This window comes from Streptomyces sp. DvalAA-43 (assembly GCF_900091725.1).
Classification (GTDB): domain Bacteria; phylum Actinomycetota; class Actinomycetes; order Streptomycetales; family Streptomycetaceae; genus Streptomyces; species Streptomyces pulveraceus.
The window spans coordinates 71,506-95,181 of record NZ_FMBW01000057.1 but is presented as its reverse complement, the minus strand read 5'-3'; the positions used below and the strand labels follow the sequence as shown (position 1 = coordinate 95,181).

The 23,676-nt window shown below is 71.5% G+C and carries 23 protein-coding genes and 5 tRNA genes; 19 read left to right on the top strand and 9 right to left on the bottom strand.

Annotation, left to right across the window (positions count from 1 at the left end; all coding sequences use genetic code 11):
- Positions 1 to 39 precede the first annotated feature (39 nt).
- The 8 genes from GA0115234_RS23885 (at position 40) to GA0115234_RS23850 (ending at position 3,757) form a co-directional block, all read left to right on the top strand.
- Positions 40 to 816, top strand: coding sequence for a fumarylacetoacetate hydrolase family protein (locus GA0115234_RS23885; RefSeq protein ID WP_093545179.1), 777 nt, complete (start codon positions 40 to 42; stop codon positions 814 to 816).
- On the top strand, positions 809 to 2,281 hold the full coding sequence (gene gltX, locus GA0115234_RS23880) for a glutamate--tRNA ligase (protein WP_093545176.1): 1,473 nt from the start codon (positions 809 to 811) through the stop codon (positions 2,279 to 2,281). The genes GA0115234_RS23885 and gltX overlap by 8 nt, the downstream gene beginning before the upstream one ends.
- Before the next feature lie 164 nt (positions 2,282 to 2,445).
- Entirely contained in the window at positions 2,446 to 3,165 is a 720-nt protein-coding gene (locus GA0115234_RS23875; RefSeq protein WP_093545173.1) for an HAD family hydrolase, read from the top strand.
- Between the two features lie 87 nt (positions 3,166 to 3,252).
- Positions 3,253 to 3,324, top strand: a tRNA-Gln gene (locus tag GA0115234_RS23870).
- A gap of 35 nt (positions 3,325 to 3,359) precedes the next feature.
- Positions 3,360 to 3,432: transfer RNA gene (locus GA0115234_RS23865), tRNA-Glu, on the top strand.
- Positions 3,433 to 3,492: 60 nt separating this feature from the next.
- Positions 3,493 to 3,565 (top strand) — tRNA-Glu (locus GA0115234_RS23860).
- Positions 3,566 to 3,577: 12 nt separating this feature from the next.
- Positions 3,578 to 3,649: transfer RNA gene (locus GA0115234_RS23855), tRNA-Gln, on the top strand.
- Between the two features lie 35 nt (positions 3,650 to 3,684).
- Positions 3,685 to 3,757 (top strand) — tRNA-Glu (locus GA0115234_RS23850).
- Between the two features lie 84 nt (positions 3,758 to 3,841).
- Here GA0115234_RS23850 and GA0115234_RS23845 read toward each other — a convergent pair.
- Positions 3,842 to 4,483: a MerR family transcriptional regulator gene (locus GA0115234_RS23845; protein ID WP_093545170.1), complete on the bottom strand. Its 642-nt coding sequence runs from the start codon at positions 4,481 to 4,483 to the stop codon at positions 3,842 to 3,844.
- Between the two features lie 89 nt (positions 4,484 to 4,572).
- Here GA0115234_RS23845 and GA0115234_RS23840 point away from each other — a divergent pair, with 89 nt between their 5' ends.
- A complete protein-coding gene (locus tag GA0115234_RS23840) occupies positions 4,573 to 5,070 on the top strand; it encodes a DUF4188 domain-containing protein (protein ID WP_093545167.1) in 498 nt (165 codons plus the stop codon).
- A 91-nt stretch (positions 5,071 to 5,161) separates the two neighbouring features.
- Here the strand turns inward: GA0115234_RS23840 and ndgR are convergent, their stop codons facing one another.
- Positions 5,162 to 5,878 (bottom strand): IclR family transcriptional regulator NdgR, encoded by a 717-nt coding sequence (ndgR, locus tag GA0115234_RS23835; protein WP_014048551.1) that lies wholly within the window; start codon positions 5,876 to 5,878, stop codon positions 5,162 to 5,164.
- 174 nt (positions 5,879 to 6,052) lie between these two features.
- Between ndgR and leuC the strand changes: the two genes are divergently transcribed.
- The 4 genes from leuC to GA0115234_RS23815 all read left to right on the top strand — a co-directional run bounded on the left by leuC (position 6,053) and on the right by GA0115234_RS23815 (position 9,220).
- Positions 6,053 to 7,477 (top strand): 3-isopropylmalate dehydratase large subunit, encoded by a 1,425-nt coding sequence (gene leuC, locus GA0115234_RS23830; protein ID WP_093545164.1) that lies wholly within the window; start codon positions 6,053 to 6,055, stop codon positions 7,475 to 7,477.
- Between the two features lie 5 nt (positions 7,478 to 7,482).
- A complete protein-coding gene (leuD, locus tag GA0115234_RS23825; protein ID WP_093545161.1) occupies positions 7,483 to 8,076 on the top strand; it encodes a 3-isopropylmalate dehydratase small subunit in 594 nt (197 codons plus the stop codon).
- Between the two features lie 104 nt (positions 8,077 to 8,180).
- Positions 8,181 to 8,408, top strand: coding sequence for a hypothetical protein (locus tag GA0115234_RS23820; RefSeq protein ID WP_093545158.1), 228 nt, complete (start codon positions 8,181 to 8,183; stop codon positions 8,406 to 8,408).
- A 143-nt stretch (positions 8,409 to 8,551) separates the two neighbouring features.
- Positions 8,552 to 9,220: an HU family DNA-binding protein gene (locus tag GA0115234_RS23815; RefSeq protein ID WP_093545156.1), complete on the top strand. Its 669-nt coding sequence runs from the start codon at positions 8,552 to 8,554 to the stop codon at positions 9,218 to 9,220.
- Positions 9,221 to 9,354: 134 nt separating this feature from the next.
- Here the strand turns inward: GA0115234_RS23815 and GA0115234_RS43630 are convergent, their stop codons facing one another.
- Both GA0115234_RS43630 and cofC read right to left on the bottom strand, forming a co-directional pair.
- The gene (locus GA0115234_RS43630; protein ID WP_237541659.1) at positions 9,355 to 9,558 is read right to left on the bottom strand and encodes a hypothetical protein; all 204 of its coding nucleotides are present in this window, start codon (positions 9,556 to 9,558) and stop codon (positions 9,355 to 9,357) included.
- 10 nt (positions 9,559 to 9,568) lie between these two features.
- On the bottom strand, positions 9,569 to 10,300 hold the full coding sequence (gene cofC, locus GA0115234_RS23810) for a 2-phospho-L-lactate guanylyltransferase (protein WP_256088792.1): 732 nt from the start codon (positions 10,298 to 10,300) through the stop codon (positions 9,569 to 9,571).
- A 155-nt stretch (positions 10,301 to 10,455) separates the two neighbouring features.
- Between cofC and GA0115234_RS23805 the strand changes: the two genes are divergently transcribed.
- The 3 genes from GA0115234_RS23805 (at position 10,456) to GA0115234_RS23795 (ending at position 13,476) form a co-directional block, all read left to right on the top strand.
- Positions 10,456 to 11,208: a lysophospholipid acyltransferase family protein gene (locus GA0115234_RS23805; RefSeq protein ID WP_093545152.1), complete on the top strand. Its 753-nt coding sequence runs from the start codon at positions 10,456 to 10,458 to the stop codon at positions 11,206 to 11,208.
- Positions 11,205 to 12,215 carry an NAD(P)H-dependent glycerol-3-phosphate dehydrogenase gene (locus GA0115234_RS23800; protein ID WP_093545149.1) on the top strand — a complete coding sequence of 337 codons (1,011 nt, stop codon included), beginning with the start codon at positions 11,205 to 11,207 and terminating at the stop codon, positions 12,213 to 12,215. Before GA0115234_RS23805 ends, GA0115234_RS23800 begins: the two co-directional genes overlap by 4 nt.
- A gap of 103 nt (positions 12,216 to 12,318) precedes the next feature.
- Positions 12,319 to 13,476: a D-alanine--D-alanine ligase family protein gene (locus GA0115234_RS23795; RefSeq protein WP_093545146.1), complete on the top strand. Its 1,158-nt coding sequence runs from the start codon at positions 12,319 to 12,321 to the stop codon at positions 13,474 to 13,476.
- A 48-nt stretch (positions 13,477 to 13,524) separates the two neighbouring features.
- Here the strand turns inward: GA0115234_RS23795 and GA0115234_RS23790 are convergent, their stop codons facing one another.
- Positions 13,525 to 14,007 (bottom strand): DUF3515 domain-containing protein, encoded by a 483-nt coding sequence (locus GA0115234_RS23790; protein WP_370804556.1) that lies wholly within the window; start codon positions 14,005 to 14,007, stop codon positions 13,525 to 13,527.
- 19 nt (positions 14,008 to 14,026) lie between these two features.
- Positions 14,027 to 14,260, bottom strand: coding sequence for an Lrp/AsnC family transcriptional regulator (locus GA0115234_RS23785; protein ID WP_093545140.1), 234 nt, complete (start codon positions 14,258 to 14,260; stop codon positions 14,027 to 14,029).
- A 324-nt stretch (positions 14,261 to 14,584) separates the two neighbouring features.
- Here GA0115234_RS23785 and GA0115234_RS23780 point away from each other — a divergent pair, with 324 nt between their 5' ends.
- Together GA0115234_RS23780 and thiD are read left to right on the top strand one after the other, a co-directional pair.
- Positions 14,585 to 15,556, top strand: coding sequence for a thiamine-phosphate kinase (locus GA0115234_RS23780; RefSeq protein WP_093545137.1), 972 nt, complete (start codon positions 14,585 to 14,587; stop codon positions 15,554 to 15,556).
- A gap of 10 nt (positions 15,557 to 15,566) precedes the next feature.
- Entirely contained in the window at positions 15,567 to 16,373 is an 807-nt protein-coding gene (gene thiD, locus GA0115234_RS23775; protein WP_093545134.1) for a bifunctional hydroxymethylpyrimidine kinase/phosphomethylpyrimidine kinase, read from the top strand.
- A 78-nt stretch (positions 16,374 to 16,451) separates the two neighbouring features.
- On the opposite strand, the gene rpmB is transcribed toward thiD, so the two are convergent.
- On the bottom strand, positions 16,452 to 16,637 hold the full coding sequence (gene rpmB, locus GA0115234_RS23770; protein ID WP_030928661.1) for a 50S ribosomal protein L28: 186 nt from the start codon (positions 16,635 to 16,637) through the stop codon (positions 16,452 to 16,454).
- Between the two features lie 258 nt (positions 16,638 to 16,895).
- Here rpmB and GA0115234_RS23765 point away from each other — a divergent pair, with 258 nt between their 5' ends.
- Entirely contained in the window at positions 16,896 to 18,515 is a 1,620-nt protein-coding gene (locus GA0115234_RS23765) for a DAK2 domain-containing protein (protein ID WP_093545131.1), read from the top strand.
- Between the two features lie 125 nt (positions 18,516 to 18,640).
- On the opposite strand, the gene GA0115234_RS23760 is transcribed toward GA0115234_RS23765, so the two are convergent.
- Positions 18,641 to 21,598 carry a hypothetical protein gene (locus GA0115234_RS23760; protein ID WP_093545128.1) on the bottom strand — a complete coding sequence of 986 codons (2,958 nt, stop codon included), beginning with the start codon at positions 21,596 to 21,598 and terminating at the stop codon, positions 18,641 to 18,643.
- Positions 21,595 to 23,484 (bottom strand): HSP90 family protein, encoded by a 1,890-nt coding sequence (locus GA0115234_RS23755; RefSeq protein ID WP_093545125.1) that lies wholly within the window; start codon positions 23,482 to 23,484, stop codon positions 21,595 to 21,597. The genes GA0115234_RS23760 and GA0115234_RS23755 overlap by 4 nt, the downstream gene beginning before the upstream one ends.
- Positions 23,485 to 23,676: the final 192 nt, after the last annotated feature.

The window sequence follows — 23,676 nt, the reverse complement described above, 5'->3', positions numbered from 1 at the left end:
GTCAGTCTTCAGCCAGCAAGTGAGGGGCGACAGCATCCCGTGCGCATCGCCAGGTTCTCCATCGACGGCAATGTCGCCTTCGGCGCCGTCGAGGGCGAGGGGCCCGATGGTCTCGTCCTCGACATCATCAAGGGCATTCCGTACGCCGAGTTCGAGCTCTCCGGCACCAAGGTCCCGCTGAGCAAGGTCCGCCTCCTGCCGCCCGTGCTCCCCAACAAGGTCGTGGCCATCGGCCGCAACTACGCGGAGCACGCAGCGGAACTCGGCAACGAGGTACCGGACGTCCCCGTCGCCTTCTTCAAGCCCACCACCTCGGTGATCGGCTCCGGCGACGCGATCGAGTACCCCTCCTTCTCGAACGAACTCCACCACGAGGCCGAACTGGCCGTGGTCATCGGCCGCATGTGCCGGGAAGTGCCGCGCGAGCGCGTGAAGGACGTCATCTTCGGCTACACCTGCGCCAATGACGTCACCGCCCGCGACGCCCAGAAGCGCGAGAAGCAGTGGGCCCGTGCCAAGGGCTTCGACACGTCGTGTCCGCTCGGCCCCTGGGTGGAGACCGACCTCGACCCCCACGACCTGACCATCCAGGCCACGGTCAACGGCGAGCAACGCCAACTGGGCCGGACGAGCGACATGATCCGCTCGATCGAGGATCTGGTCGTCCACATCACGGAAGCCATGACGCTGCTCCCGGGCGATGTGATCCTCACCGGTACTCCCGCAGGGGTCGGACCCCTCCATGTCGGCGACGAGGTCGCCGTCACCATCGAAGGCATCGGCACTCTCACCAACAAGGTGATCAAGCGTGGCTAACGCACCTGTACGCGTACGTTTCTGTCCCTCCCCGACCGGCAACCCCCACGTGGGCCTGGTCCGCACCGCCCTGTTCAACTGGGCCTTCGCCCGGCACCACGGCGGCACCCTGGTCTTCCGCATCGAGGACACGGACGCCGCCCGTGACTCCGAGGACTCCTACAACCAGCTCCTGGACTCGATGCGCTGGCTCGGCTTCGACTGGGACGAGGGTCCCGAGGTCGGCGGCCCGCACGCCCCGTACCGCCAGTCGCAGCGCATGGACATCTACAAGGACGTCGCCGACAGGCTCCTCGCCGGCGGGTACGCGTACCACTGCTACTGCACCACCGAGGAGCTCGACACCCGCCGCGACGCCGCCCGCGCCGCCGGCAAGCCGTCCGGCTACGACGGCCACTGCCGCGAGCTGAGCGCCGAGCAGATCGCCGCGTACGAGGCCGAGGGCCGCACGTCCATCGTCCGCTTCCGGATGCCCGACGAGGCGCTCACCTTCACCGACCTGGTCCGCGGCGAGCTGACCTTCCAGCCGGAGAACGTGCCGGACTACGGCATCGTCCGCGCCAACGGCGCCCCGCTGTACACGCTGGTCAACCCGGTCGACGACGCGCTGATGGAGATCACCCACGTCCTGCGCGGCGAGGACCTGCTCTCCTCCACCCCGCGCCAGCTCGCCCTCTACAAGGCGCTCATCGAGCTGGGCATCGCCAAGGACACCCCGGCCTTCGGCCACCTGCCGTACGTCATGGGCGAGGGCAACAAGAAGCTCTCCAAGCGCGACCCGCAGGCGTCCCTGAACCTCTACCGCGAGCGCGGCTTCCTGCCCGAGGGACTGCTCAACTACCTCTCCCTGCTGGGCTGGTCGATCGCCGAGGACCGCGACATCTTCTCGATCGAGGAGATGGTGGCCGCGTTCGACATCAAGGACGTCAACGCCAACCCGGCGCGCTTCGACCTGAAGAAGTGCGAGCACATCAACGCCGAGCACATCCGCAAGATGGACGTGAAGGCGTTCACCGAGGCCTGCGGCCCCTGGCTGAAGGCCCCGTTCGCCCCCTGGGCCCCGGAGTCCTTCGACGCGGAGCAGTTCGCCGAGATCGCCCCGCACGCCCAGACCCGCGTCACGGTCCTCTCCGACATCACGGCCAACGTCGACTTCCTCTTCCTCGACGAGCCGGCGACGGACGAGGCGTCCTGGACCAAGGCGATGAAGGAGGGCTCCGACGCCCTCCTCACCACGGCCCGCGCCAAGCTGGCCGACGCCGAGTGGAACGCGGACGCCCTGAAGAACGCCATCCTCGCCGCGGGCGAGGAGCACGGCCTGAAGCTCGGCAAGGCCCAGGCCCCGGTCCGCGTCGCGGTCACCGGCCGCACGATCGGCCTGCCGCTCTTCGAGTCCCTGGAGATCCTGGGCCGCGAGAAGACCCTGGCCCGGGTGGACGCGGCCCTGGCGAAGCTGGCCGCGTAACGGTCCAGGTTTCCTGCCCCGAGGGGGCGGCCCCGGTTCACTCCGGGGCCGCCCCCTGCGCCGTTTCCGGGCCGGGAGACTCGTTCCCCAGGCGTCGGCCGGCTGGAATTCCGAGCCCTGGTGACGCCCTCCCGCGCCCGGCACGTGACCGCTAGCCTGGCCGCATGGTCATCCGAGCCGTGCTCTGGGACATCGACGACACGATCTTCGACTACAGCGGCGCCGACCGCGTCGGCATGCGCGCCCACCTCGAACAGGAGGGCCTGCCCGGTGGATACGGCGACGCCGAGCAGGCGCTCGACGCGTGGCGGGCGATCACCGATGTGCACTGGGCGCGGTTCGCCGCAGGGGAGACGGACTTCCTGGGGCAGCGCCGGGACCGGGTCAGGGAGTTCGTCTCGCGGGCGCTGGACGATGCCGAGGCCGACGACTGGTTCGCTCGCCACGCGGCCCACTACGAGGCCGCCTGGGCGCTCTTCCCGGATGTGCTGCCCGTGCTGGATCTGCTGGCGGACGGGTTCCGGCACGCGGTGCTGTCGAACTCCAGCATCCACAACCAGGACCGCAAGCTGCGCGCGCTCGGGGTGCGGGACCGGTTCGAGGCGGTGGTGTGTGCCGTCGAGCTGGGGGTCTCCAAGCCGGCGGCCGGGGCGTTCCACGCCGCGTGCGAGGCGCTGGCGCTGGAGCCGGAGGAGGTGGCGTACGTGGGGGACGAGCCGGACATCGACGCCGGTGGAGCGGTCGCCGCCGGGCTGATGGGGATCTGGCTGGACCGCGGCGGACGCGGCGGACGGCCCGAGCTCGTCCGTATCAGCGGGCTCGACCAGCTGCCCGGACTGCTGGCGGGCAATACCCGTTTTGGAGCGCCGGACACCTTCGGGTAATGTTCTTCCTGCGCCGCCCGAGCGGGACGGAAGATCCGAACGGGAAGCGCAAGCGGAACAAAAACCCCGCAAGGGGTTGCGTTTCAGTGGGCTATGGTGTAATTGGCAACACTACGGTTTCTGGTACCGTCATTCTAGGTTCGAGTCCTGGTAGCCCAGCGCAGAAATGCAACAGCAGTAATCAGTAGTAACAAGCCCCCGTTGTGTAGCGGCCTAGCACGCTGCCCTCTCACGGCAGTAGCGCCGGTTCGAATCCGGTCGGGGGTACAGATCCTTCCCGCGAGATCATCTGGGTCGCACCCACGCTCTCGATGCAGGATCGCTAGGGCCCCCGTTGTGTAGCGGCCTAGCACGCTGCCCTCTCACGGCAGTAGCGCCGGTTCGAATCCGGTCGGGGGTACTTGTAACACCATGGGCTATGGTGTAATTGGCAACACTACGGTTTCTGGTACCGTCATTCTAGGTTCGAGTCCTGGTAGCCCAGCGCAGAAATGCAACAGCAGTAATCAGTAGTAACAGGCCCCCGTTGTGTAGCGGCCTAGCACGCTGCCCTCTCACGGCAGTAGCGCCGGTTCGAATCCGGTCGGGGGTACAACAGCAGGACAGGCGGAGGCCCTTCACTTCGGTGGAGGGCCTTCTCCGTTGCCTGCGCGGCCCGTTCGGGCCGCGGGGCCGTTCAGAGTCCGTAGCGCCGGGCCGACTCCTCCTCCTGGGCCATCCGGCGCAGGGCCATCAGCAGCGGCTCGTAGAGCACGGCCGACGCGACCGCCATCTCCACCTGCTCCGGCTCCGTGGGGTACGTCTCCATCATGTCCAGGTCCTGGACGGCGACTTGACGCATCAGGCCGGCCTGCTCGGCCAGGTAGTCGGCGTCACAGGGGTAGCCGAGCCGGATCAGGGTGGCCACCGACGATACCAGGGAGCGGTGCGCGGGGGAGAGGGAGCCGATCTCCTGCGACGTCGCCCAGCCGATCCGGTCCAGGAGCCGCTCGACGGCCTCCCGGGCGGCGGCCGTCTCCGGTGCCTCCTCGTCGGGGTCCGGGCCGTGCGGGAGCGACCACAGCGCCGCGCCCAGCCGGATCGTCCGGCCCAGGGACGCGTCGTCGATGTGGGAGAGGACTTCGCGCGCCGTGGCCACGGGAAGCCGGCCCACCTGGATCAGGGCCCGCACCAGACGCAGCCGGCGCAGATGGGCCTCGTCGTACTCGGCCTGCGTCGCGGTGATCCGTTGACCGGGGGGCAGCAGCCCCTCGCGCAGGTAGTACTTGATCGTCGCGGTCTTGACGCCGCTCCGCTCGCTCAGTTCCGAGAGCCGCATGTTCCGTGCCTTCCCTTGCGCCACCTCTTGGGCAGTGGCACTATCCAATCATTGGATAGTGGAACTCTCCAATGGGGGAAGGGGCAGGCGTGTTCGCGAAGCCGATACCGGGACGGACCACCGCCGGGGCCGAGGGGGAGGTGGTCGTGCTGCTCATAGGGATGCGCATCAACCACTTCCGGGGCGTGCACCACTGGCTGCCCGTACTGCTGGCGATGCTGCGCATGCTGCGGGAGTTGGGCAGGGACGAGGGGCGCGGCCTGCTGGGCCACACGCTGCTGACCGGCTCGCCGCGGACGTACTACGTCGTCCAGTACTGGGAGTCGAAGGAGAAGCTCTACGCGTACGCGAGCGCTCCCGACATGTTCCACCGCAGGGCCTGGGCGATCATGAACCGTAGGGAGAAGAAGTCCCGGCGGCACGTGGGGTTGTGGCACGAGTCGTATGTCGTGCCCGAGGGCGGTTACGAGTCCATCTACGCCGATATGCCGGTCCGTGGGCTGGCCCGTGCGACGGGCGTACTGCCGCTGGAGGCGCGGGGCCGTCGGGCGGCGGACCGTTTCGCGCACCGCTCGTCCGCGAACTGAGGTTCCGGGGGTGAACTCCCCGGCAGCGAGGTGCTGGGAGGGGGCCGCCACGACGCTGGGGCGGCCGGGGGAAGGTGTGCTCGGGTAGGCGTCAGCCGGTGCGGCGCAGGGCCTCGCTGAGCCGGGCCGCCGAGTCGATGACCGCCTGGGCGTGCATCCGGCCCGGGTGCCGGGTCAGCCGCTCGATCGGTCCGGAGACCGAGACGGCGGCGACCACCCGGTTCGAGGGGCCGCGCACCGGCGCCGAGACCGAGGCCACACCCGGCTCGCGCTCGCCGATCGACTGGGCCCAGCCCCTGCGCCGTACGCCCGAGAGTGCCGTCGCCGTGAAGCGGGCGCCCTGGAGGCCGCGGTGCAGCCGTTCCGGCTCCTCCCAGGCCATCAGGATCTGGGCCGAGGAGCCGGCCTTCATGGTGAGCGTGGAGCCGACCGGCACGGTGTCCCGCAGACCGGACAGCCGCTCCGCCGCCGCCACGCAGATCCGCATGTCGCCCTGCCTGCGGTAGAGCTGCGCGCTCTCGCCGGTGATGTCCCGGAGGTGGGTGAGTACCGGTCCGGCCGTGGCCAGCAGGCGGTCCTCGCCCGCCGCCGCCGCGAGCTCCGCCAGCCGGGGGCCGAGAATGAAACGGCCCTGCATGTCCCTCGCCACCATGCGGTGGTGTTCCAGTGCCACGGCCAGTCGATGGGCCGTGGGCCGTGCGAGCCCGGTCGCCGCGACCAGCCCGGCGAGGGTGGCCGGGCCGGACTCCAGGGCGCTCAATACCAGAGCCGCCTTGTCGAGAACGCCGACGCCGCTAGAGTTGTCCATACGACGATACTCCCGTCTCACTCTGTGAAACGCAAGTTCAATATTCGGCGGAAGTTGCGAACCTGTACGGGCGGCCACACAACGGCCCGTAGCCACCGCCCCGCACGGGGGTCCGGACGGCGGCGCACCGAATCTCTAGTTGGGCCGGCGAAGACGCCGGCCGGAGGGAAAGCGATGGGTAGGACACTGGCGGAGAAGGTCTGGGACGACCATGTCGTCCGGCGCGCCGAAGGTGAGCCCGACCTCCTCTTCATCGATCTGCACCTGCTGCACGAGGTGACCAGCCCCCAGGCCTTCGACGGCCTCCGGCAGGCCGGACGCCGGGTGCGGCGCCTCGATCTCACCATCGCCACCGAGGATCACAACACCCCGACCCTCGACATCGACAAGCCGATCGCCGACCCGGTCTCCCGCGCCCAGCTGGAGACCCTGCGCAAGAACTGCGCGGAGTTCGGCGTACGGCTGCACCCCCTGGGCGACGTCGAGCAGGGCGTCGTGCACGTGGTCGGCCCGCAGCTGGGCCTGACCCAGCCCGGCACCACCGTGGTCTGCGGCGACTCCCACACGTCCACGCACGGCGCCTTCGGCGCGCTGGCGTTCGGCATCGGAACCAGCCAGGTCGAGCACGTGCTGGCCACCCAGACGCTGCCGATGGCCCGCCCGAAGACCATGGCGATCACCATCGACGGCGAACTGCCCGACGGCGTCACGGCCAAGGACCTGATCCTCGCGATCATCGCCCGGATCGGCACCGGCGGCGGCCAGGGCTACATCCTGGAGTACCGCGGCTCCGCCATCGAGAAGCTCTCGATGGAAGCCCGGATGACCATCTGCAACATGTCGATCGAGGCCGGCGCCAGGGCGGGCATGATCGCCCCGGACGAGACCACCTTCGACTACCTGAAGGGCCGCGACCACGCCCCGCAGGGCGAGGACTGGGACGCCGCCGTGGCGTACTGGAAGACGCTGCGCACGGACGACGACGCGGTCTTCGACGCCGAGGTCGTCATCGAGGCCGCCGAACTGGCCCCGTTCGTCACCTGGGGCACCAACCCGGGCCAGGGCGCGCCGCTCTCGGCCAACGTCCCCGACCCTGCTTCGTACGAGGACGCCTCGGAGCGCAACGCCGCCGAAAAGGCGCTGGAGTACATGGGGTTGACCGCCGGCCAGCCGCTGCGCGAGATCGACGTGGACACCGTCTTCGTAGGCTCCTGCACCAACGGCCGGATCGAGGACCTGCGCAACGCGGCCGCGATCCTGGACGGCCGCAAAGTCGCCGACGGGGTACGGATGCTGGTCGTCCCGGGCTCGGTCCGGGTCGCGCTCCAGGCCGTCGAGGAAGGCCTGGACAAGGTCTTCACCGCCGCGGGCGCCGAATGGCGGCACGCCGGCTGCTCGATGTGCCTCGGCATGAACCCCGACCAGCTGGCCCCCGGTGAGCGCTCCGCCTCCACCTCGAACCGCAACTTCGAGGGCCGGCAGGGCAAGGGCGGCCGTACCCACCTGGTCTCCCCGCAGGTCGCCGCCGCCACCGCCGTGCTGGGCCACCTGGCCTCGCCCGCGGACCTGTCCGACGCCCGTACGCCCGCCGGAGTCTGAGAATCATGGAAGCTTTCACCGCACACACCGGCCGGGCCGTCCCGCTGCGCCGCAGCAACGTCGACACCGACCAGATCATTCCCGCCCACTGGCTGAAGAAGGTCACCCGGGACGGCTTCGAGGACGGACTCTTCGAGGCCTGGCGCAAGGACGAGAACTTCGTCCTCAACCGCCCCGAGCGCAAGGGCGCCACCGTTCTGGTGGCCGGCCCCGACTTCGGCACCGGCTCGTCCCGCGAGCACGCCGTCTGGGCGCTCCAGAACTACGGCTTCAAGACCGTCATCTCGTCCCGCTTCGCCGACATCTTCCGCGGCAACTCGCTGAAGAACGGACTGCTGACCGTGGTGCTCGACCAGAAGGTCGTGGACGCGCTCTGGGAGCTGACCGAGGCCGACCCCACGGCCGAGATCACCGTCGACCTGGAGTCGCGCCAGGTCCGGGCCGAGGGCATCACGGCCGACTTCGAGCTCGACGAGAACGCCCGCTGGCGGCTGCTCAACGGGCTGGACGACATCAGCCTCACCCTTCAGAACGAAGCGGACATCGCGACTTATGAGGTGGCAAGGCCGACCTTCAAGCCGCGTACAATTAACGCCTGAGCAGCGCGTTTCCAGGACTGCGCCCCCTGCCATCTGGTAGGGGGCGCAGTCGCTTGTTGAGACCCCGTCGGGCGACAACTCGCCCCAGATGGCACAATCGGTGCATGGAACGCGACAGCCAACTCAAGCTTTACGGCCAAGTCGCCGACCGATTGAAGGAAGCGCACACAAGAGTGCGCACACTGCAAGTCCCGGAGGGCGTAAGGATGGCGCTGTCCCGGAAGCTGTTGGTCATCACGGCCGCGGCTAAGCACGATCTGCCAGATGCGGCAAGGCGTCTGGACCGGTTGATGAAGGACCTCGATGAGGGCCGATTCCCCGAAGGTGACTGACTCTGCGGAACTGCGCAGCGGTCGACTTCGTTGCGGCACTAGGGTGATTAGCCCGTTTCGTGTTTGATTTGCGGTATATATCTGCCTAACGTGCGAAAACGCTTGAACACTTTCGTTCTGGCAATGTCTCCGAAGGGGAAGACGTGAACAAGGCGCAGCTCGTAGAAGCGATTGCCGACAAGGTCGGAGGCCGTCAGCAGGCCGCCGACGCCGTCGACGCGGTACTCGACGCGATCGTCCGTGCGGTTGTCGCGGGGGACCGTGTCTCGGTCACCGGCTTCGGCTCGTTCGAGAAGGTCGACCGCCCCGCCCGCTACGCCCGCAACCCGCAGACGGGTGAGCGCGTGCGGGTCAAGAAGACCTCGGTGCCCCGCTTCCGTGCGGGACAGGGCTTCAAGGACCTGGTGAGCGGCTCGAAGAAGCTCCCCAAGAACGACGTGGCCGTGAAGAAGGCGCCCAAGGGCAGCCTCTCGGGCGGTTCTTCCACCCGTACGACCGCCAAGGCCGCGGCCAAGAAGGCCACCGCCAAGAAGGCCACGGCGAAGAAGGCCACCGCCAAGAAGGCCGTGACCGCGGCGAAGACCACGGCGGCCAAGAAGACCACCGCGAAGAAGACCACCGCGGCGGCCAAGAAGACCACCGCGACGGCCGCGAAGAAGACCACGACGGCCGCGAAGAAGACGACGACCGCCAAGAAGGCCGTCGCCAGCAAGACCGCGCCCGCCAAGAAGGCCACGGCGAAGAAGGCGCCCGCGAAGAAGACCACGGCGCGCAAGACCACGGCGAAGAAGGCCACTGCACGGAAGAAGTGAGACCGAGCAGCTCAGGGCTACTCACACGCGCCGGGCCGGGCTCCCCTCGGGGGAGCCCGGCCCGCGGGCTGTCGTGGCAGCGGTGCGCGCGGCCGTCCGGAACGGCTGTCGCCCGGAGCGTCCGCCGCGCCAGCTCAGAACGTCTGCAGGGTCACCAGGGTGATCCGCAGCTCCGCGCCCTCGCCGGTGCCCTCGATGCGCACCCGCTGCCCCGGACGCAGCAGCCGCAGACCGCCCGCGTCGAAGGCCTGGGCGTCGAAATCCACCGGGGTGCCGTCGTCGAGCAGCACGCTGCCGGTGCGGGTCTCGGGGTCGTAGGTGTACGAGGTCGCCTGCATGGTCGGCAGCCTATAGGTCCGGCGAGGGGGCCGTTGAAGGCCGGTCGCCGCGGGTCCGGCCGGGCGTGACGGCGGGCCGGGAGGCCGCCGCGGCCCAGTGCCCCGCGGTGTGCGCGCCGACGCCCAGCGCCAGTGCCGCCCGCAGATCGTCGCCGGTGTCCACGTCCTGGCGGACCGAATCGATGCCGGTCAGCCCGATTTCCACCGCACCCGAGTCCAGATGCCGGGCCCGGGAAGGGCCGCCGAATGCCGGACGCAATTCCACTCCCGGCGCAGCCGACAGAAATGTTGTCCCGATTCCTGCCGCATCGGTCACAAATGCGCGGGGGAATTCTGCGGAATATTCGAGTACCCGGGACAATTCCGCGGGGCGCAGCGCGGGCAGATCGGCGTTGAGCGCGGCGACCGCGGCCCGGGGCCGCCCGGCCCGTACGGTCCGCTCGCCGTGTGCCAGCGCGGCGTTGAGTCCGCGGTCCGGTTCGTCGGGGACGACCCGCGCCCCGATGGCGGTGAGAGCCTTCCCGGCCTCCGGGTCGTCCGTGACTACCACCACATCCAGCACCGCGGGGCAGGACAGGGCGGCGGCCACGGTGTCCCGGGCGAAGGCGAGGGCGAGGCGGGGGCGCAGGTCGGCGCCGGTCGTGGGCGTCAGCCTGCTCTTGGCCCGCGCCAGCGGCTTCAACGGGACGACCAGGGACCAAGGACCGGTCGGGTCGGTGTTCGTGGCGATCTCCCCCTCGATGCGCGTCGCCGCCTATTCTCGCCTGCCGGTGCGAGAACCCGGAGGGTCGGCCCCGAAAGCGGGGCGTACGGTGTTCTCGACAGAGCAGGGGCCTGGGGCGAGACTTGACCGTCGGTAGCCAGGCAGAGTTCAGATCCTTAGAGGAAGGTGTCCGAGTGTCCCGCCGCAGAATCGGCTTCTGGTACCGCCTGGCGGCGGTCATCGCAAAACCGCCGCTGGTGGTTCTGTTCAAGCGTGACTGGCGGGGGATGGAACACATTCCGGCCGACGGCGGATTCATCACCGCGGTCAATCACAACTCCTATCTGGACCCGCTTTCCTACGGTCACTTCCAGTACAACACCGGACGGGTGCCGCGGCTTCTCGCCAAGGCGGGCCTGTTCAAGACCCCCTTTGTCGGAATGATGCTGCGCGGTACCGGACAGATCCCGGTGTACCGCGAGACGACCAATGCGCTGGACGCCTTCCGGGCGGCCGTCGACGCCATCGAGCGCGGCGAATGCGTCGCCTTCTACCCCGAGGGCACCCTCACCCGCGACCCCGACATGTGGCCGATGGCCGGCAAGACCGGTGCCGCCCGCGTCGCGTTGATGACGCAGGCCCCGGTCATCCCCGTCGCCCAGTGGGGCGCCAACTTCGCGATGCCGCCGTACGCCAAGGAGAACAAGCTCCGGCTGTTCCCCCGCAAGACCCTTCAGGTGCAGGCCGGACCGCCCGTGGACCTCTCCCGGTTCTACGACAAGGACCCGACGCCCGACGTCCTGCGCGAGGCGACCGAGGTCATCATGGCCGCGGTGACCGCGCAGCTGGAGATCGTGCGGGGCGAACCGGCCCCCGCGCAGCCCTACGACCACCGCAAGGCCCGCGCGGAACAGCGGCGCAGGGCCGAAGGAGAGGGAACCAAGTGACGCACCCCGCAAAGGCGGCCGTCTTCGGAACCGGCTCATGGGGTACGGCCTTCGGCATGGTCCTCGCCGACGCGGGCTGCGAGGTCACCCTCTGGGGACGTCGCGCCGAGGTCGCCGAGGCCGTGAACACGACCCGTACCAACCCGGACTACCTGCCGGGGATCGAGCTCCCCGCGTCGGTGCGGGCCACCACCGACGCCGTCGAGGCGCTGGACGGCGCCGACTTCGCCGTCCTCGTGGTGCCTTCGCAGACCCTGCGCGCCAACCTCGCCGCCTGGACCCCGCATCTCGGCCGGGACACCGTTCTCGTCTCACTGATGAAGGGCGTCGAACTCGGCACCGCGAAGCGGATGAGCGAGGTCATCGAGGACGTCACCAAGGTCTCCGCGGACCGGATCGCCGTCATCACCGGCCCCAACCTGGCCAGGGAGGTCGCCGAACGCCGCCCGGCGGCGGCCGTCGTCGCCTGCCAGGACGAGTCCGTGGCCCAGCGCCTCCAGACCGCCTGCCACACCTCGTACTTCCGCCCCTACACCAACACCGATGTGGTCGGCTGCGAGCTCGGCGGCGCGGTCAAGAACGTCATCGGCCTGGCGGTCGGCATCGCCGACGGCATGGGTCTCGGCGACAACGCCAAGGGTTCGCTGATCACCCGGGGCCTCGCCGAGACGACCCGCCTCGGCCTGGCCATGGGCGCCGATCCGCTGACCTTCTCCGGACTCGCGGGCCTGGGCGACCTGGTGGCGACCTGCTCCTCGCCGCTCTCGCGCAACCACACCTTCGGCACCAACCTCGGCCGCGGCATGACGCTCCAGGAGACCATCGCCGTCACCAGCCAGACCGCCGAGGGCGTCAAGTCCTGCGAGTCGGTGCTCGATCTGGCCCGCAGGCACGGCGTCGACATGCCCCTCACCGAGACGGTCGTCGGCATCGTCCACGAGGGCAAGCCGCCGCTGGTCGCGCTGGGCGAGCTGATGTCGCGCAGCGCGAAGCCCGAGCGGCGCTGAAGCCGGCCGGGGGCGGCCGGAGCGGTGAACGTTCCCGGTCGCCGCCCCGGCCGCCCCCGGCCGCGCTGACGCGCCGGGTACCAGCAGGTACGCTCAACGCGATATGAGCAGCGAGAACCTCCCCCAGAGCCCGGAGCAGCAGCTCCGCAAGCCGCGCGTGGCCGTCGTGTTCGGCGGCCGCAGCTCCGAACACGGCATCTCGGTCGTCACGGCCGGCGCCGTCCTGAACGCCATCGACCGGACCAAGTACGACGTCCTGCCGATCGGCATCACGACGGACGGCCGCTGGGCGCTCACCGCCGACGAACCCGAGCGCATGGCCATCACGGACCGGAAGATGCCGGAAGTGGCCCAGCTGGCCGAGTCCACCGAGGGCGCCGTGGTGCTCTCCGTCGACCCCGGCAGCCGCGAAGTGGTGTACAGCGAGCCCGGCTCGGTCCCGAAGGCGCTCGGCGAGGTCGATGTCGTCTTCCCCGTACTGCACGGCCCGTACGGCGAGGACGGCACCCTCCAGGGACTCCTGGAGCTCTCCGGTGTGCCCTATGTCGGCGCCGGGGTGCTCGCCTCGGCGGTCGGCCAGGACAAGGAGTACATGAAGCGGGTCTTCCTCTCCTTCGGGCTGCCGGTCGGCCCGTACCTGGTGGTCCGTCCCCGCGAGTGGGACAACGACCCCTCCGGCGCCCGCAAGCGCATCGTGGACTTCGCCGGTGACCACGGCTGGCCGCTCTTCATCAAGCCCGCCCGCGCCGGCTCGTCCATCGGCATCACCAAGGTCGACGACCTCTCCGGCCTCGACGAGGCGATCGAGGAGGCCCGCCGCCACGACCCCAAGTTCCTGGTCGAGTCGCTGCTGCGGGGCCGCGAGATCGAGTGCGGGGTGCTGGAGTTCGAGGACGGGCCGCGCGCCAGTGTGCCCGCCGAGATCCCGCCGGTGACCTCGCACGACTTCTACGACTTCGAGGCCAAGTACATCGACTCGGCCTCCGGGATCGTGCCCGCCCCGCTCACCGAGGAGCAGACCGCCGAGGTCCAGCGGCTCGCGGTCGAGGCCTTCGAGGCCACCTCCTGCGAGGGTCTGGTCCGTGCCGACTTCTTCCTCACCGAGGACGGCACCTTCGTGATCAACGAGATCAACACCCTGCCGGGCTTCACCCCGATCTCCATGTACCCGCGGATGTGGCAGGAGAGCGGTGTGAGCTACCCGGAGCTGGTGGACCGGCTGATCCAGGCCGCGTTGAGCCGCCCGACCGGCCTGCGCTGAGCCGGACCCGGCACCGCAGGGCGTGCGCTCCCGGGCGGGGGCGCACGCCTACAGGCTGGGCACCGTCTTCCGGACGGGCGGGCCGAACGCGGCCAGCGGGGTCGCGTCATGGGCGTACGCCTCCGAGAGCGTCACCTCGACGTACGCCTTGCGGTAGGTCGTCGTGAACCGCGGACCGGCGCCCTCGGGCTGCTCCAGCAGCCAGTTGACGCCGTTCGCCTCGGTCCCCTTCGCCATGGGGTCGTCCATCTTCGCGGGCCGGGGGACACCGCAGCGCAGTACGATCTCCCCGTCCCCCCACTCGGCGGTCAGTTCGGACTCCGGCCCGGCGTCACCGAGGCCGAGACCGGCAACGGTTCTCGGCAGCTCCTTGTGCAGCGCACGGCAGTAGCCCGCGGCTTCCGGGGAGGGCGTGGGAACCGTGATCGACACCGTGGCGTCCGACGAGGAACAGCCGGCCGCGGTCAGCAGCAGCGCGGCGACGGACAGGCCGAGGAACACGGGGTGGCGGAGCCGGCGCGATGATGTCACCGGCCCAGCGTAGACGGGACTACAGATGCACGACCGGGCAGGTCAGGGTTCGGGTGATGCCTTCCACCTGCTGGACCTTGGCGACCACCATGCGGCCGAGTTCATCGACCGTGTCGGCCTGCGCGCGCACGATCACGTCGTAGGGGCCGGTGACGTCCTCTGCCTGGATCACTCCCGGAACTCGGGCGATGGTCTCGGCGACGGACGACGCCTTGCCCACCTCGGTCTGAATAAGGATGTACGCCTGTACCACGGAACCTCCAGGGCGGCCACGAGGATCATGTGGGGGAGAAAGAGACGCCACGGTATCGCGTCGCCGCGTGCCGCGGGGAGACCTGTGGGCCGTTGACGCCCACAGCGTGGCGTGCACCGGACACAAGTTGACGTATCTCTTGACAGTACCGACAGCAGTGACGGCCCGCGACCGCAAGCGCAGCGGTCCGGAAGGGGGACGGGCATGGCGGTGACGAGCGGTGCAGACTGCTCACTGCGGCGGCGGCCGGTCCAGGGTCCGGACCCCCGGCCGCCGAAGCAGCCCGGACGACCGTCCGGCGCGATAGATGAGAGGTGAGACTCGGTGAAGGGAACCGTGGGCGAGTTGGGGGAGTTCGGGCTCATCAGGGAGCTCACTTCCCGGCTCACCACCACTCCGGCGGTACGGCTCGGCCCCGGCGACGACGCCGCGGTCGTGTCCGCTCCCGACCGCAGGGTCGTGGCCAGTACGGACATCCTGTTGGAGGGACGGCACTTCCGCCGCGACTGGTCGACGGCGTACGACGTCGGCCGCAAGGCCGCCGCCCAGAACCTCGCCGACATCGCCGCCATGGGCGCGGTGCCCACCGCGCTGCTGCTCGGCCTGGTCGTCCCCGCCGAACTCCCGGTCACCTGGGCCGGCGAGCTGATGGACGGCATCCGTGACGAGTGCCAGGTCGCGGGCGCGGCCGTGGTCGGCGGAGACGTGGTGCGCGGCGAGACGATCACCGTCTCGATCACCGCGCTGGGCGATCTGCGCAACCACGAGCCGGTCACCCGCTCCGGCGCCCAGCCCGGTGATGTCGTCGCCGTCACCGGCTGGCTCGGCTGGTCCGCCGCCGGGTACGCGGTGCTCTCCCGGGGCTTCCGTTCGCCGCGCGCCTTCGTCGAGGCCCACCGGCGCCCCGAACCGCCGTACCACGCGGGCCCCGCGGCCGCCGGGCTCGGCGCCACCGCGATGACGGACGTGAGCGACGGGCTCGTCGCCGACCTCGGGCACATCGCCGAGGCCAGCAAGGTACGGATCGATCTGCGCTCCGGACTCATCGACATCCCCTCGCAGATGTCCGACATCGGGCAGGCCGTCGGCGTCGACCCGCTCCAGTGGGTGCTGACCGGGGGCGAGGACCACGCGATCGTCGCCACCTTCCCGCCGGACGTGAAGCTGCCCGCCCGCTGGAAGGTGATCGGCGAGGTCCTCAACCCCTCCGCCCTGCCGCAGGTGACGGTCGACGGGGCACCGTGGACCAGCAAGAGCGGCTGGGACCACTTCGGTGACATAGAGGACGCCCAGTAGATTTCGGCGTATGCCCCTCTCTGTCGCTGTCCCCGCCCGTGTGCTCACCGTCGCCGGATCCGACTCCGGCGGCGGTGCGGGCATCCAGGCCGATCTGAAGACGATGCTGGCCCACGGTGTGCACGGAATGAGCGTGCTGACCGCCGTCACCGCCCAGAACTCACTGGGGGTTCAGGGCGCCTGGGAACTGCCCGCCGAAGCCGTACGCGCCCAGTACCGCAGCGTGGTGGACGACATCGGGGTGCAGGCGGTCAAGACCGGGATGCTGTCGTCGGCCGCCCTGGTGGAGACCGTGGCGGAACTCCTCGCCGCCACCGGCGCCCCGGCCGTCGTCGACCCGGTCGGCGTCTCCAAGCACGGCGACCCGCTGCTGGCCGCCGAGGCGCTCGATTCCGTACGGACGAGACTGCTGCCCGTGGCCACGGTCGCCACCCCGAACCTGGACGAGGTGGCGCAGCTCACCGGCATCCACGTCGAGGACGAGGCGGGGATGCGGCGGGCCGCCGCCGCGGTACTGGACTTCGGGCCGCGCTGGGTCGTCGTCAAGGGAGGGCATCTGCCGGGCGACCCCGTCGACCTGCTGACCGACGGCACCGAGCAGCACTGGCTGCGCGCCCCCCGGCACGACAACCGCCACACCCACGGCACCGGCTGCACGCTCGCCTCGGCCATCGCCTGCCGACTGGCCCTGGGACAGGACGTACCCGCGGCGGTACGGGGCGCGAAGGAGTACGTCACCGGGGCGATCGCCGCGGGCTTCCCGCTCGGCGCGGGGATCGGCCCGGTCGACCACGGCTGGCGGACCCGCACCGCGTGACGGCGCACAGCAAAAAGCCGGTCCACCGAGGTGGACCGGCTTTTTGGGCAACCGGAAGGCTGCGCTACGACGGGAACGTCAGCGCGCGACCTTGCCGGCCTTGATGCACGAGGTGCAGACGTTGAGCCGCTTCGGCGTCCGACCGACCACGGCACGCACGCGCTGGATGTTGGGATTCCAGCGACGGGACGTACGGCGGTGCGAGTGCGAAATGTTGTTGCCGAAGCCCGGCCCCTTGCCGCAGACGTCGCAGTTGGCAGCCACGGGTCACTCCAAAGACTTCAGATGCACTTACAGTGAAATCCGGCGCGCCGGAATCAGTTGACTGAAGTGGCGGTACCGGAGGGATGGCCCGACTCTCATCGGGCAACCGAAGCAGCATACAACGGCTGCGTCGGTAGAACGAAACTACCATGGGTTTCACCGACCTCGTCCCGCCCCCTGTCCCCGCCCGACCCGGCGCGCGGGGCTACTCTGCGATGCAGCCGGACGCCCACGGCCGAATCCGAGGAGGACCGACAGGTGCCGCAGACCGCCGACGACATGGACGCCGTCGCGGTGCGTACCTGGTGCTCACTGGCCCTGGAGGCGCTGGGCCGTGAGCGCGAGGCGATCGACGCGATCAATGTGTACCCCGTGGCCGACGGGGACACCGGGACCAATCTCTATCTGACCGTCGAGTCCGCGGCCCAGGCCGTCGAAGCGGTCTTCGCCGCCCACGCGACCGGAGCGACCGCTCCCGTCGCGGCCGACGCGGTACGGGCCATGGCGCACGGCGCCCTGATCGGTGCCCGCGGGAACTCCGGCACGATCCTGGCCCAGCTGCTGCGCGGGATGGCGGGAGTCCTGTCCGCCGGACACGACGCGGACCATCTGCGCCGGGCGCTCGCCGTCGCCGCCGACGCCGCCCGCCGGGCCGTCGCCCACCCCGTCGAGGGCACCGTGCTGACGGTGGCCACCGCGGCCGCCGAGGCCGCCGCGCGCACCGGGGACGACGCCGGGACCGCGGCGGTCGCACGCGCCGCGTACGAAGGGGCGCGAACAGCCCTGGAGGCGACCCCCGGACAGCTCGCCGTCCTCGGCCGGGCGGGCGTCGTGGACGCCGGCGGACGCGGCCTGGTGACGGTGCTCGGGGCACTCGTCGAAGCGGTCTGCGGCCGGGCGCCCGAGCGCACGTACGTGGCGGCGCCCGCCCTGCCCGTGCCGGACGACTGCGCGGCGGACGAGGCGGCGGGCGGACCGGCCTTCGAGGTGATCTACCTGCTGGAGGCCACCGACGAGGCGGTGGACCGGCTGCGGACCCGGCTCGACGGGCTCGGCGACTCGCTCGTGGTGGTGGGCGGCGACGGGCTGTGGAACGTCCATGTGCACGTCGACGACGCCGGTGCGGCCGTGGAGGCCGGGGTCGAGGCGGGGCGGCCGTACCGCATCCGGATCACCCACTTCGGCGCGGACCGGGTGCACCCCCACACCGAGCCCGTGCAGCGCGCGGTCGTCGTGGTGGTCCCCGGCGACGGGCTCCGCGGCCTGTGCGAGGAGGCCGGGGCCACGACCGTCCTGGCCCGCCCCGGGGAGCCGCCGGCCAGCGGCGAACTGGTCGACGCGATCCGCCGGGCGCACGCCCGCGAGGTTGTCCTGCTGCCCAACGACGCGGAGCTGCGCCACACCGCCGCCGCTGCCGCCGAGCAGGCCCGCGCGGAGGGCATCCGGGTCGCCCTGATCCCGACCAGGGCCGCTGTCCAGGGCATCGCGGCCCTCGCCGTCCACGAACCCGACCGCAGCTTCGACGAGGACGTGGTCGCGATGACCGCCGCCGCGGGCGCCACCCGCTACGCCGAACTCGCCGTCGCCGAACGGCAGTCCTGGACCATGGCGGGCATCTGCCAGGCCGGTGACGTCCTGGGCCTGATCGACGGCGATGTCGCGGTCATCGGCGAGGACGTGTCGCGGACCGCCCGCGATGTGCTGGACCGCATGCTGGCGGCGGGCGGAGAACTGGTCACCCTGGTCCTGGGCGAGGACATCCCCGACAGCCTCGCGGACGCGCTGGAGGAGCACGTGCGCGAGGGCCATCTGGCAGTGGACACGGTGGTGTACCGGGGCGGCCACCAGCGGGCTCCGCTGCTCATCGGGGTGGAGTAGGAGAGCGGGGCCCCTCGTCCGGATCAGGGTGCCGGGGCGCGCGCCCGGCACGATTCGGCACCCTGACCTGACCTGGTCCGGCCTTCGTCCGACCCGGCCGGACCGGACCGGACGAAGGACCCGGCTCAGGCGCCGGACGTGCCCGTCCTGCGGTCCACGTAGTCCAGCAGCGCCTCGGCCTCCGCGCGGCGCTCCTCGCCCGTCTCGTCCGGCTCACCGCCCCCGTGGATCTCCAGGACCGTCCGGGCCCGCTCCCGGGCCGCGTCCGGACGCCCCAGATCGGCCTCCAGCCAGCCGGCCATCAGCTCGGCGGCCGTGCGCAGGCCGACGAAGCCGTCACCGGCCCCGGTGAAGCCCGCGACCGCCCGGTGCAGGTAGCCGAGCGCCTCCTCGTACTCCGGCGCCTCGCCCGGCTCGCCCTCGCAGACATGGGCGATCAGCTCGCCGGTCTGGCGGTGGGTGTCCGCGAGCTCCGCGAGCAGTCCGGGCGCCCCGTCCGCCGGACCGGCGGCCAGGGCCGCCTCGCACTCCCGCGCCGCCGACGCCATGAACGCCCGCGCCGCCTCCGGGCCCGGCTGCCCCTCCCGGATCGCGATCCAGGCCCGCACCCGCAACGTCCGCACCAGCGCGGGGACATCGCCCAGCCCGCGCCAGAGCTCCCCGGCACGCGCGTACGCCAGCTCCGCCTGCGGGTCGAGATCGGCCCGGTAGAGCGCCTGCGCGGCCAGGTTCGCGAGCATCGCGTGGTCGTGCTGCTCGGGCCAGCCGCGGGCGATGTCCGCCGCCCTCAGCCAGTGCTCGGCCGCCTCCCGCGGCTCGCGCAGCTCCGTGAGCGCGTCGCCGAGCCACCACAGCGTCTGCACGACCATGCCGTCGCCGTGCTCCTCGACCGTGATGTCGGGCAGCACCGCCTCCAGCACCGCGGCGGCCTCCGCCGCCCGGTCCAGCCGGAGCAGCCAGCCGCCGAGCTGGTGACGGGCATGGGCCCCGAGCGTCCCGCCCTCGCCCGACTCGTCCGCCCAGTGCGCGGCGTCCAGCGCCTGATCGGCCGCCTCGGCGAACTGCCCGGTGCCGGCGAGGATCTCGGCCAGCCGCAGATGCAGCCGGGCCCGTCCGCGCGCCGGGACGAACGCCGCCCCGTGCTCCAGCGCGGCCCGCGCCGCGACCTCCGCCCGCTCGTACTCCTCCAGTTGAGCGGCGAGCCCGGACGTCTTGGCCTCGTACTCGACCGCGTACCAGGGCAGCCCGGCGCCCTTGGCCTCCGCGGCGGCCCGCTCGTACCGCTCCAGCGCGCCGTGCGGGTCGCCCCGGAACGCCGCGACGTCGCCGAGCAGATCCAGCGCCTCCGCGACGCGGGTGGCCACCCCGGCCTCCGCGCGCAGCGGTTCGGCGAAGGCGAGCAGCTCCCGAGCCCCCTGTTCGAGACCGGCGACGGCCGACTCGGCGGCCGCCTCGTCCGGGGCGTCCTGCACCAGCCGGCCGAGAACGCGGGCCCGGCACATCAGCACGGCGCTCGCCTGGCGGGCGGTGGCCGCGCCGTCGGCGTACAGGGCCAGGGCCCGGTCCACCAGCGGCGCGATCGAGGCCAGGGCCCCGTCCGCCCCGCCCGGCTCCAGCGCGCGGGCGAACACCGCCCTGGCCTCGGCGGCGACGGCCTCGCCCCGGTCGCCCGCCGCCCCGTACAGACCGGCGGCCGCCCCGAAGGCCGCCGCCGCCTCGGCGGGCGGCAGCGAGCCGTACATCGCCCGGTGGTCCTCGACGCTCGCCCGGTCGTGGTCCGAAAGCCCGGCCGCGGCTCCGTCCGGCCCGTCGACCAGACGGGCGACGGCCTCCCAGGCGGGCCCCGCCCCCGGGTGCTGGGCCTCGGAGAGGCGGTGCGCCTCGGCCAGCAGACCGGCCGGGTCGAGCGGGGTCTCCGCCGCACCCGGTGCCTGCGCCGGGGCGGCGTCCGGAGTCCGGTCCGGGACGCCCGGCCGCGCGGCCCGTACACCGAGCGGCAGCCGGTCCACCAGCGGCCGGCGGTCCAGGCGCTCCCGCACCACCGTGCCGACCTGCGCGGTGCCGTTGCGCTCGTCGAAACGGGCGGCCAGCTCCAGCGCCCGCGCACGGGCGTGGGCGGCCAGCGAGGACGCCGTCCAGTCGGTCCCGGCGGGACCCGGCACGGACTGCCCGCCGTGCCCCAGCGCGGTCAGCCGGTCCATCAGCAGCGCCGTGACGGCCAGGTAGTCCATCAGGCTGCCGGGGTTCCCGCTGTCGGTGAAGTACGCGGGCCGCTCGGCGACGATCTCCAGGGCACGGGCCTCGTTGCCGGACAGGGCACAGAACTCGATGTGCTGCGCGGCGGCGTCCCGCATGCTCTCCATCGACCGGACCATCCGGTACCCGCGCAGATGATGGGCGCGCGCCTGCTCGTACCGGCCGGTCCGCAGCAGCGGCAGGAGCGAGGCCGCCAGCACCGCGTGCGGCTCATGGGCGCAGGTGTGCTCACCGTCCAGCACCGGTGCCCAGGCCTCCAGCGCCTCGGCGTCCAGGCCGAGCTGCGCCCGCCAGCTGCCCTGTTCGTGCAGCTCGCAGGCGTGGCAGTTGGCCATCCGGTCCCGGTCGGCCGCCTGCCAGGCGGCGTACGCCCGCTCGGCACGCGGCAGATCGCCCAGGTGGCGGGCGATCTCCAGCTCGCCCTGGCACACGGCACGCTCCGAATGACCGGCCAGCCGGTAGCGGTGCTCCATCTCGCTCTGCCACTTCTCGATGGCGGCGAGGGGGATGTGCGGCTGGTCGACCATCGAGCTGGAGACCCACTTGAACATCCAGAACAGGTGGTGGGTCATGAAGTCGGAGAAGTCGCCGGGCCGTTCGTCCCACATGCGCAGCAGCCGCGCGAAGGGCACGAACATCTTGTCCTTCTCGGAGCTGTAGTTGTAGACCTGCAGCTGATGGGTGAGCGCCTCGATGACCAGGGCGGCGTCCCCGGTCTGCTCGGCCTCCACCAGCAGCCGCTCCGCGCGGGCGTTGCGCGCGGGGCCCTCCGGCTCGCCGTCGTTCTCCCGCAGCGCCCGGCGGATCGTGGTGATGTCGGGGCTCATCGGCCGTCCTCCTGGGGGTCCGCGGGGGAGTGTCCTGGTACTGCGGGATGCGTGGCCCACTCCAGCAGGCCGATGAACGCCCGGTTCAGCAGCGCCGAATCGGCCGGGCGCAGCGGGCGCTGCGCCATCAGCAGCGCCTGCCCGTACAGCGCCTCCGTCGCGGTCGCGGCCAGCTCCGGGGAGTCCAGCGAACCGATCCGGCGGATCAGCGGATTGAGGTGGTTCAGTACGAGCCGGGCGCGCGGCGCGCTGCCGCGCAGCGATCCGAGGATGCCCGCCCACAGCTCGTCGGCCTGCCCCTCGGCCTCGGCACGGGCCTGCTCGTGGCGGGCCGACCGGTCGTCGAGGTGGAGCGCGGGCACGGTCAGCGGATGGAAGGCGCGCAGCGCCACATCGCAGCCCAGCGGGTCCAGCCTGGCGCGGGCCGCGGCCAGGAAGGCGCCGAGCGCCAGCTCCTGCGCCGGATCGACGGCGTCAAGATGCGCGGTGACGGTGTCGGCGTCCAGCTCCGCGACCGCCGTCCCGGGCCGGACCGAGGGAAGCCGCTCGACCAGCTCGGTGTCGTAGGTGTAGCCGCCGTTGACCACCCCGATGCCCTGCGCGGAGGCGATCGGCGCGACCTGCCGGTACTCCTCCACGGTCCGCGTGAAGTGCACCACCGGATGGCGCCGGGCGAACTCCTCCAGCGACAGCCGCCCGTCCGTCGTCTCGAACGGCAGCCACGGCAGCATCGTGCGCAGCATGTCCCCGTCGTGCCGGGCGAGCGACTTCACCCCCAGGTGGTGCACGGAGAGGAACTCCGCGAGCCGCTCCGGATCGCCCGCGGCGAGCCCGGTGAGCCACTGCCTGATCCGGTCGCCGAGCGCCTCGCGGACGGCGGCCAGGGTCTCGTCCGCGTACAGCGCCTCGCGCGAGGCGGTGGGCCGCAGACTGTCCGTGTCGATGACACAGCGCACGAAGAACGCCCAGTCGGGCAGCAGCTCGTCTGCCCGGTCGGTCAGCAGCATCCCCTTCAGATGTACCCGGTGGCCGGCCCGCTGCGCCGGGCTCACGGCGGACGGCAGCACATAGGCGACCCCGCGGATCCCGGCGAGCGGCAGATCCAGATCGATCGCGTCGAGCGGCGGGAAACCGAACTGCTCCTGGCAGTGCCGGGCGAGCGCCACCCGCCGCGCCGCCGGGCCCGGATACGGGCGGTCCCACGGCGCCGGCAGGGCGGTGACCGCGGCCTCGCCGACCCGCACGTCGTAGGGCAGGAGCGAGCCGAAGTCATGGGCGAGGGAGAGCACCCGCTCCTCGGTGAGCCAGTCCCCGCTGCCGGGCCGCGCGGTCAGGTGCACGGTGGTGCCCGGCTCCGGCCGGGCGCTGTCGGGCAGCGTCCGTACGGTGTACGAGCCGTCGTCGCGGGCGCACCACTCCACGGGCGGCGACGCGGGCGTGCGCGCCGAACGGCTCACCACCCGGATCTCGGCCGCGACGACGAAGCACGCCAGCAGCCCGATGCCGAACTGACCGAGGAAGTCGGCGCGTGCCGAGGCCAGCCCTTCCGCCCCCGCGCGCTTGGAACTGCGGCCGATGGTCGCGAGCAGGTTGTGTACATCGGTCTCGGTCAGACCGATCCCGCTGTCCTCGACCCGGAGCCGGCCGCCGTCCGTGTGCAGCCGCACCTGGGCGGGCGCCTCCGGCTGCTCGGCGCGGCGGGCCGTGATGGCGTCCACGGCGTTCTGCAGCAGCTCGCGGAGGTAGACCCGGGGAGAGGAGTAGAGATGGTGGGAGAGAAGGTCGACCAGTCCGCGCAGATCCACCTGGAAGGTGCGCGGCGACCGGCCGGCCGGGGGCTCGGTGTGTTCGTGGGACGCGGAATTCGCTGAGGTCTCAGATGTCATCGTCGCAGCGCCGGTGGGGGGAGCTGTGCCTCGCCCGGCGGGACGGCCGAGGGCGGGACAGTTGCGACAGCGCGGGTCGGGCGATCCCGCAGGGGTGATCGCGAGCCGGAAGCGTGGGAGCCGATCCTAGGTGCGGGGCGACAATTCTGACCAGCGGATTCCCGGGTTCAGGGTGGTGCCCGCCGGACATCT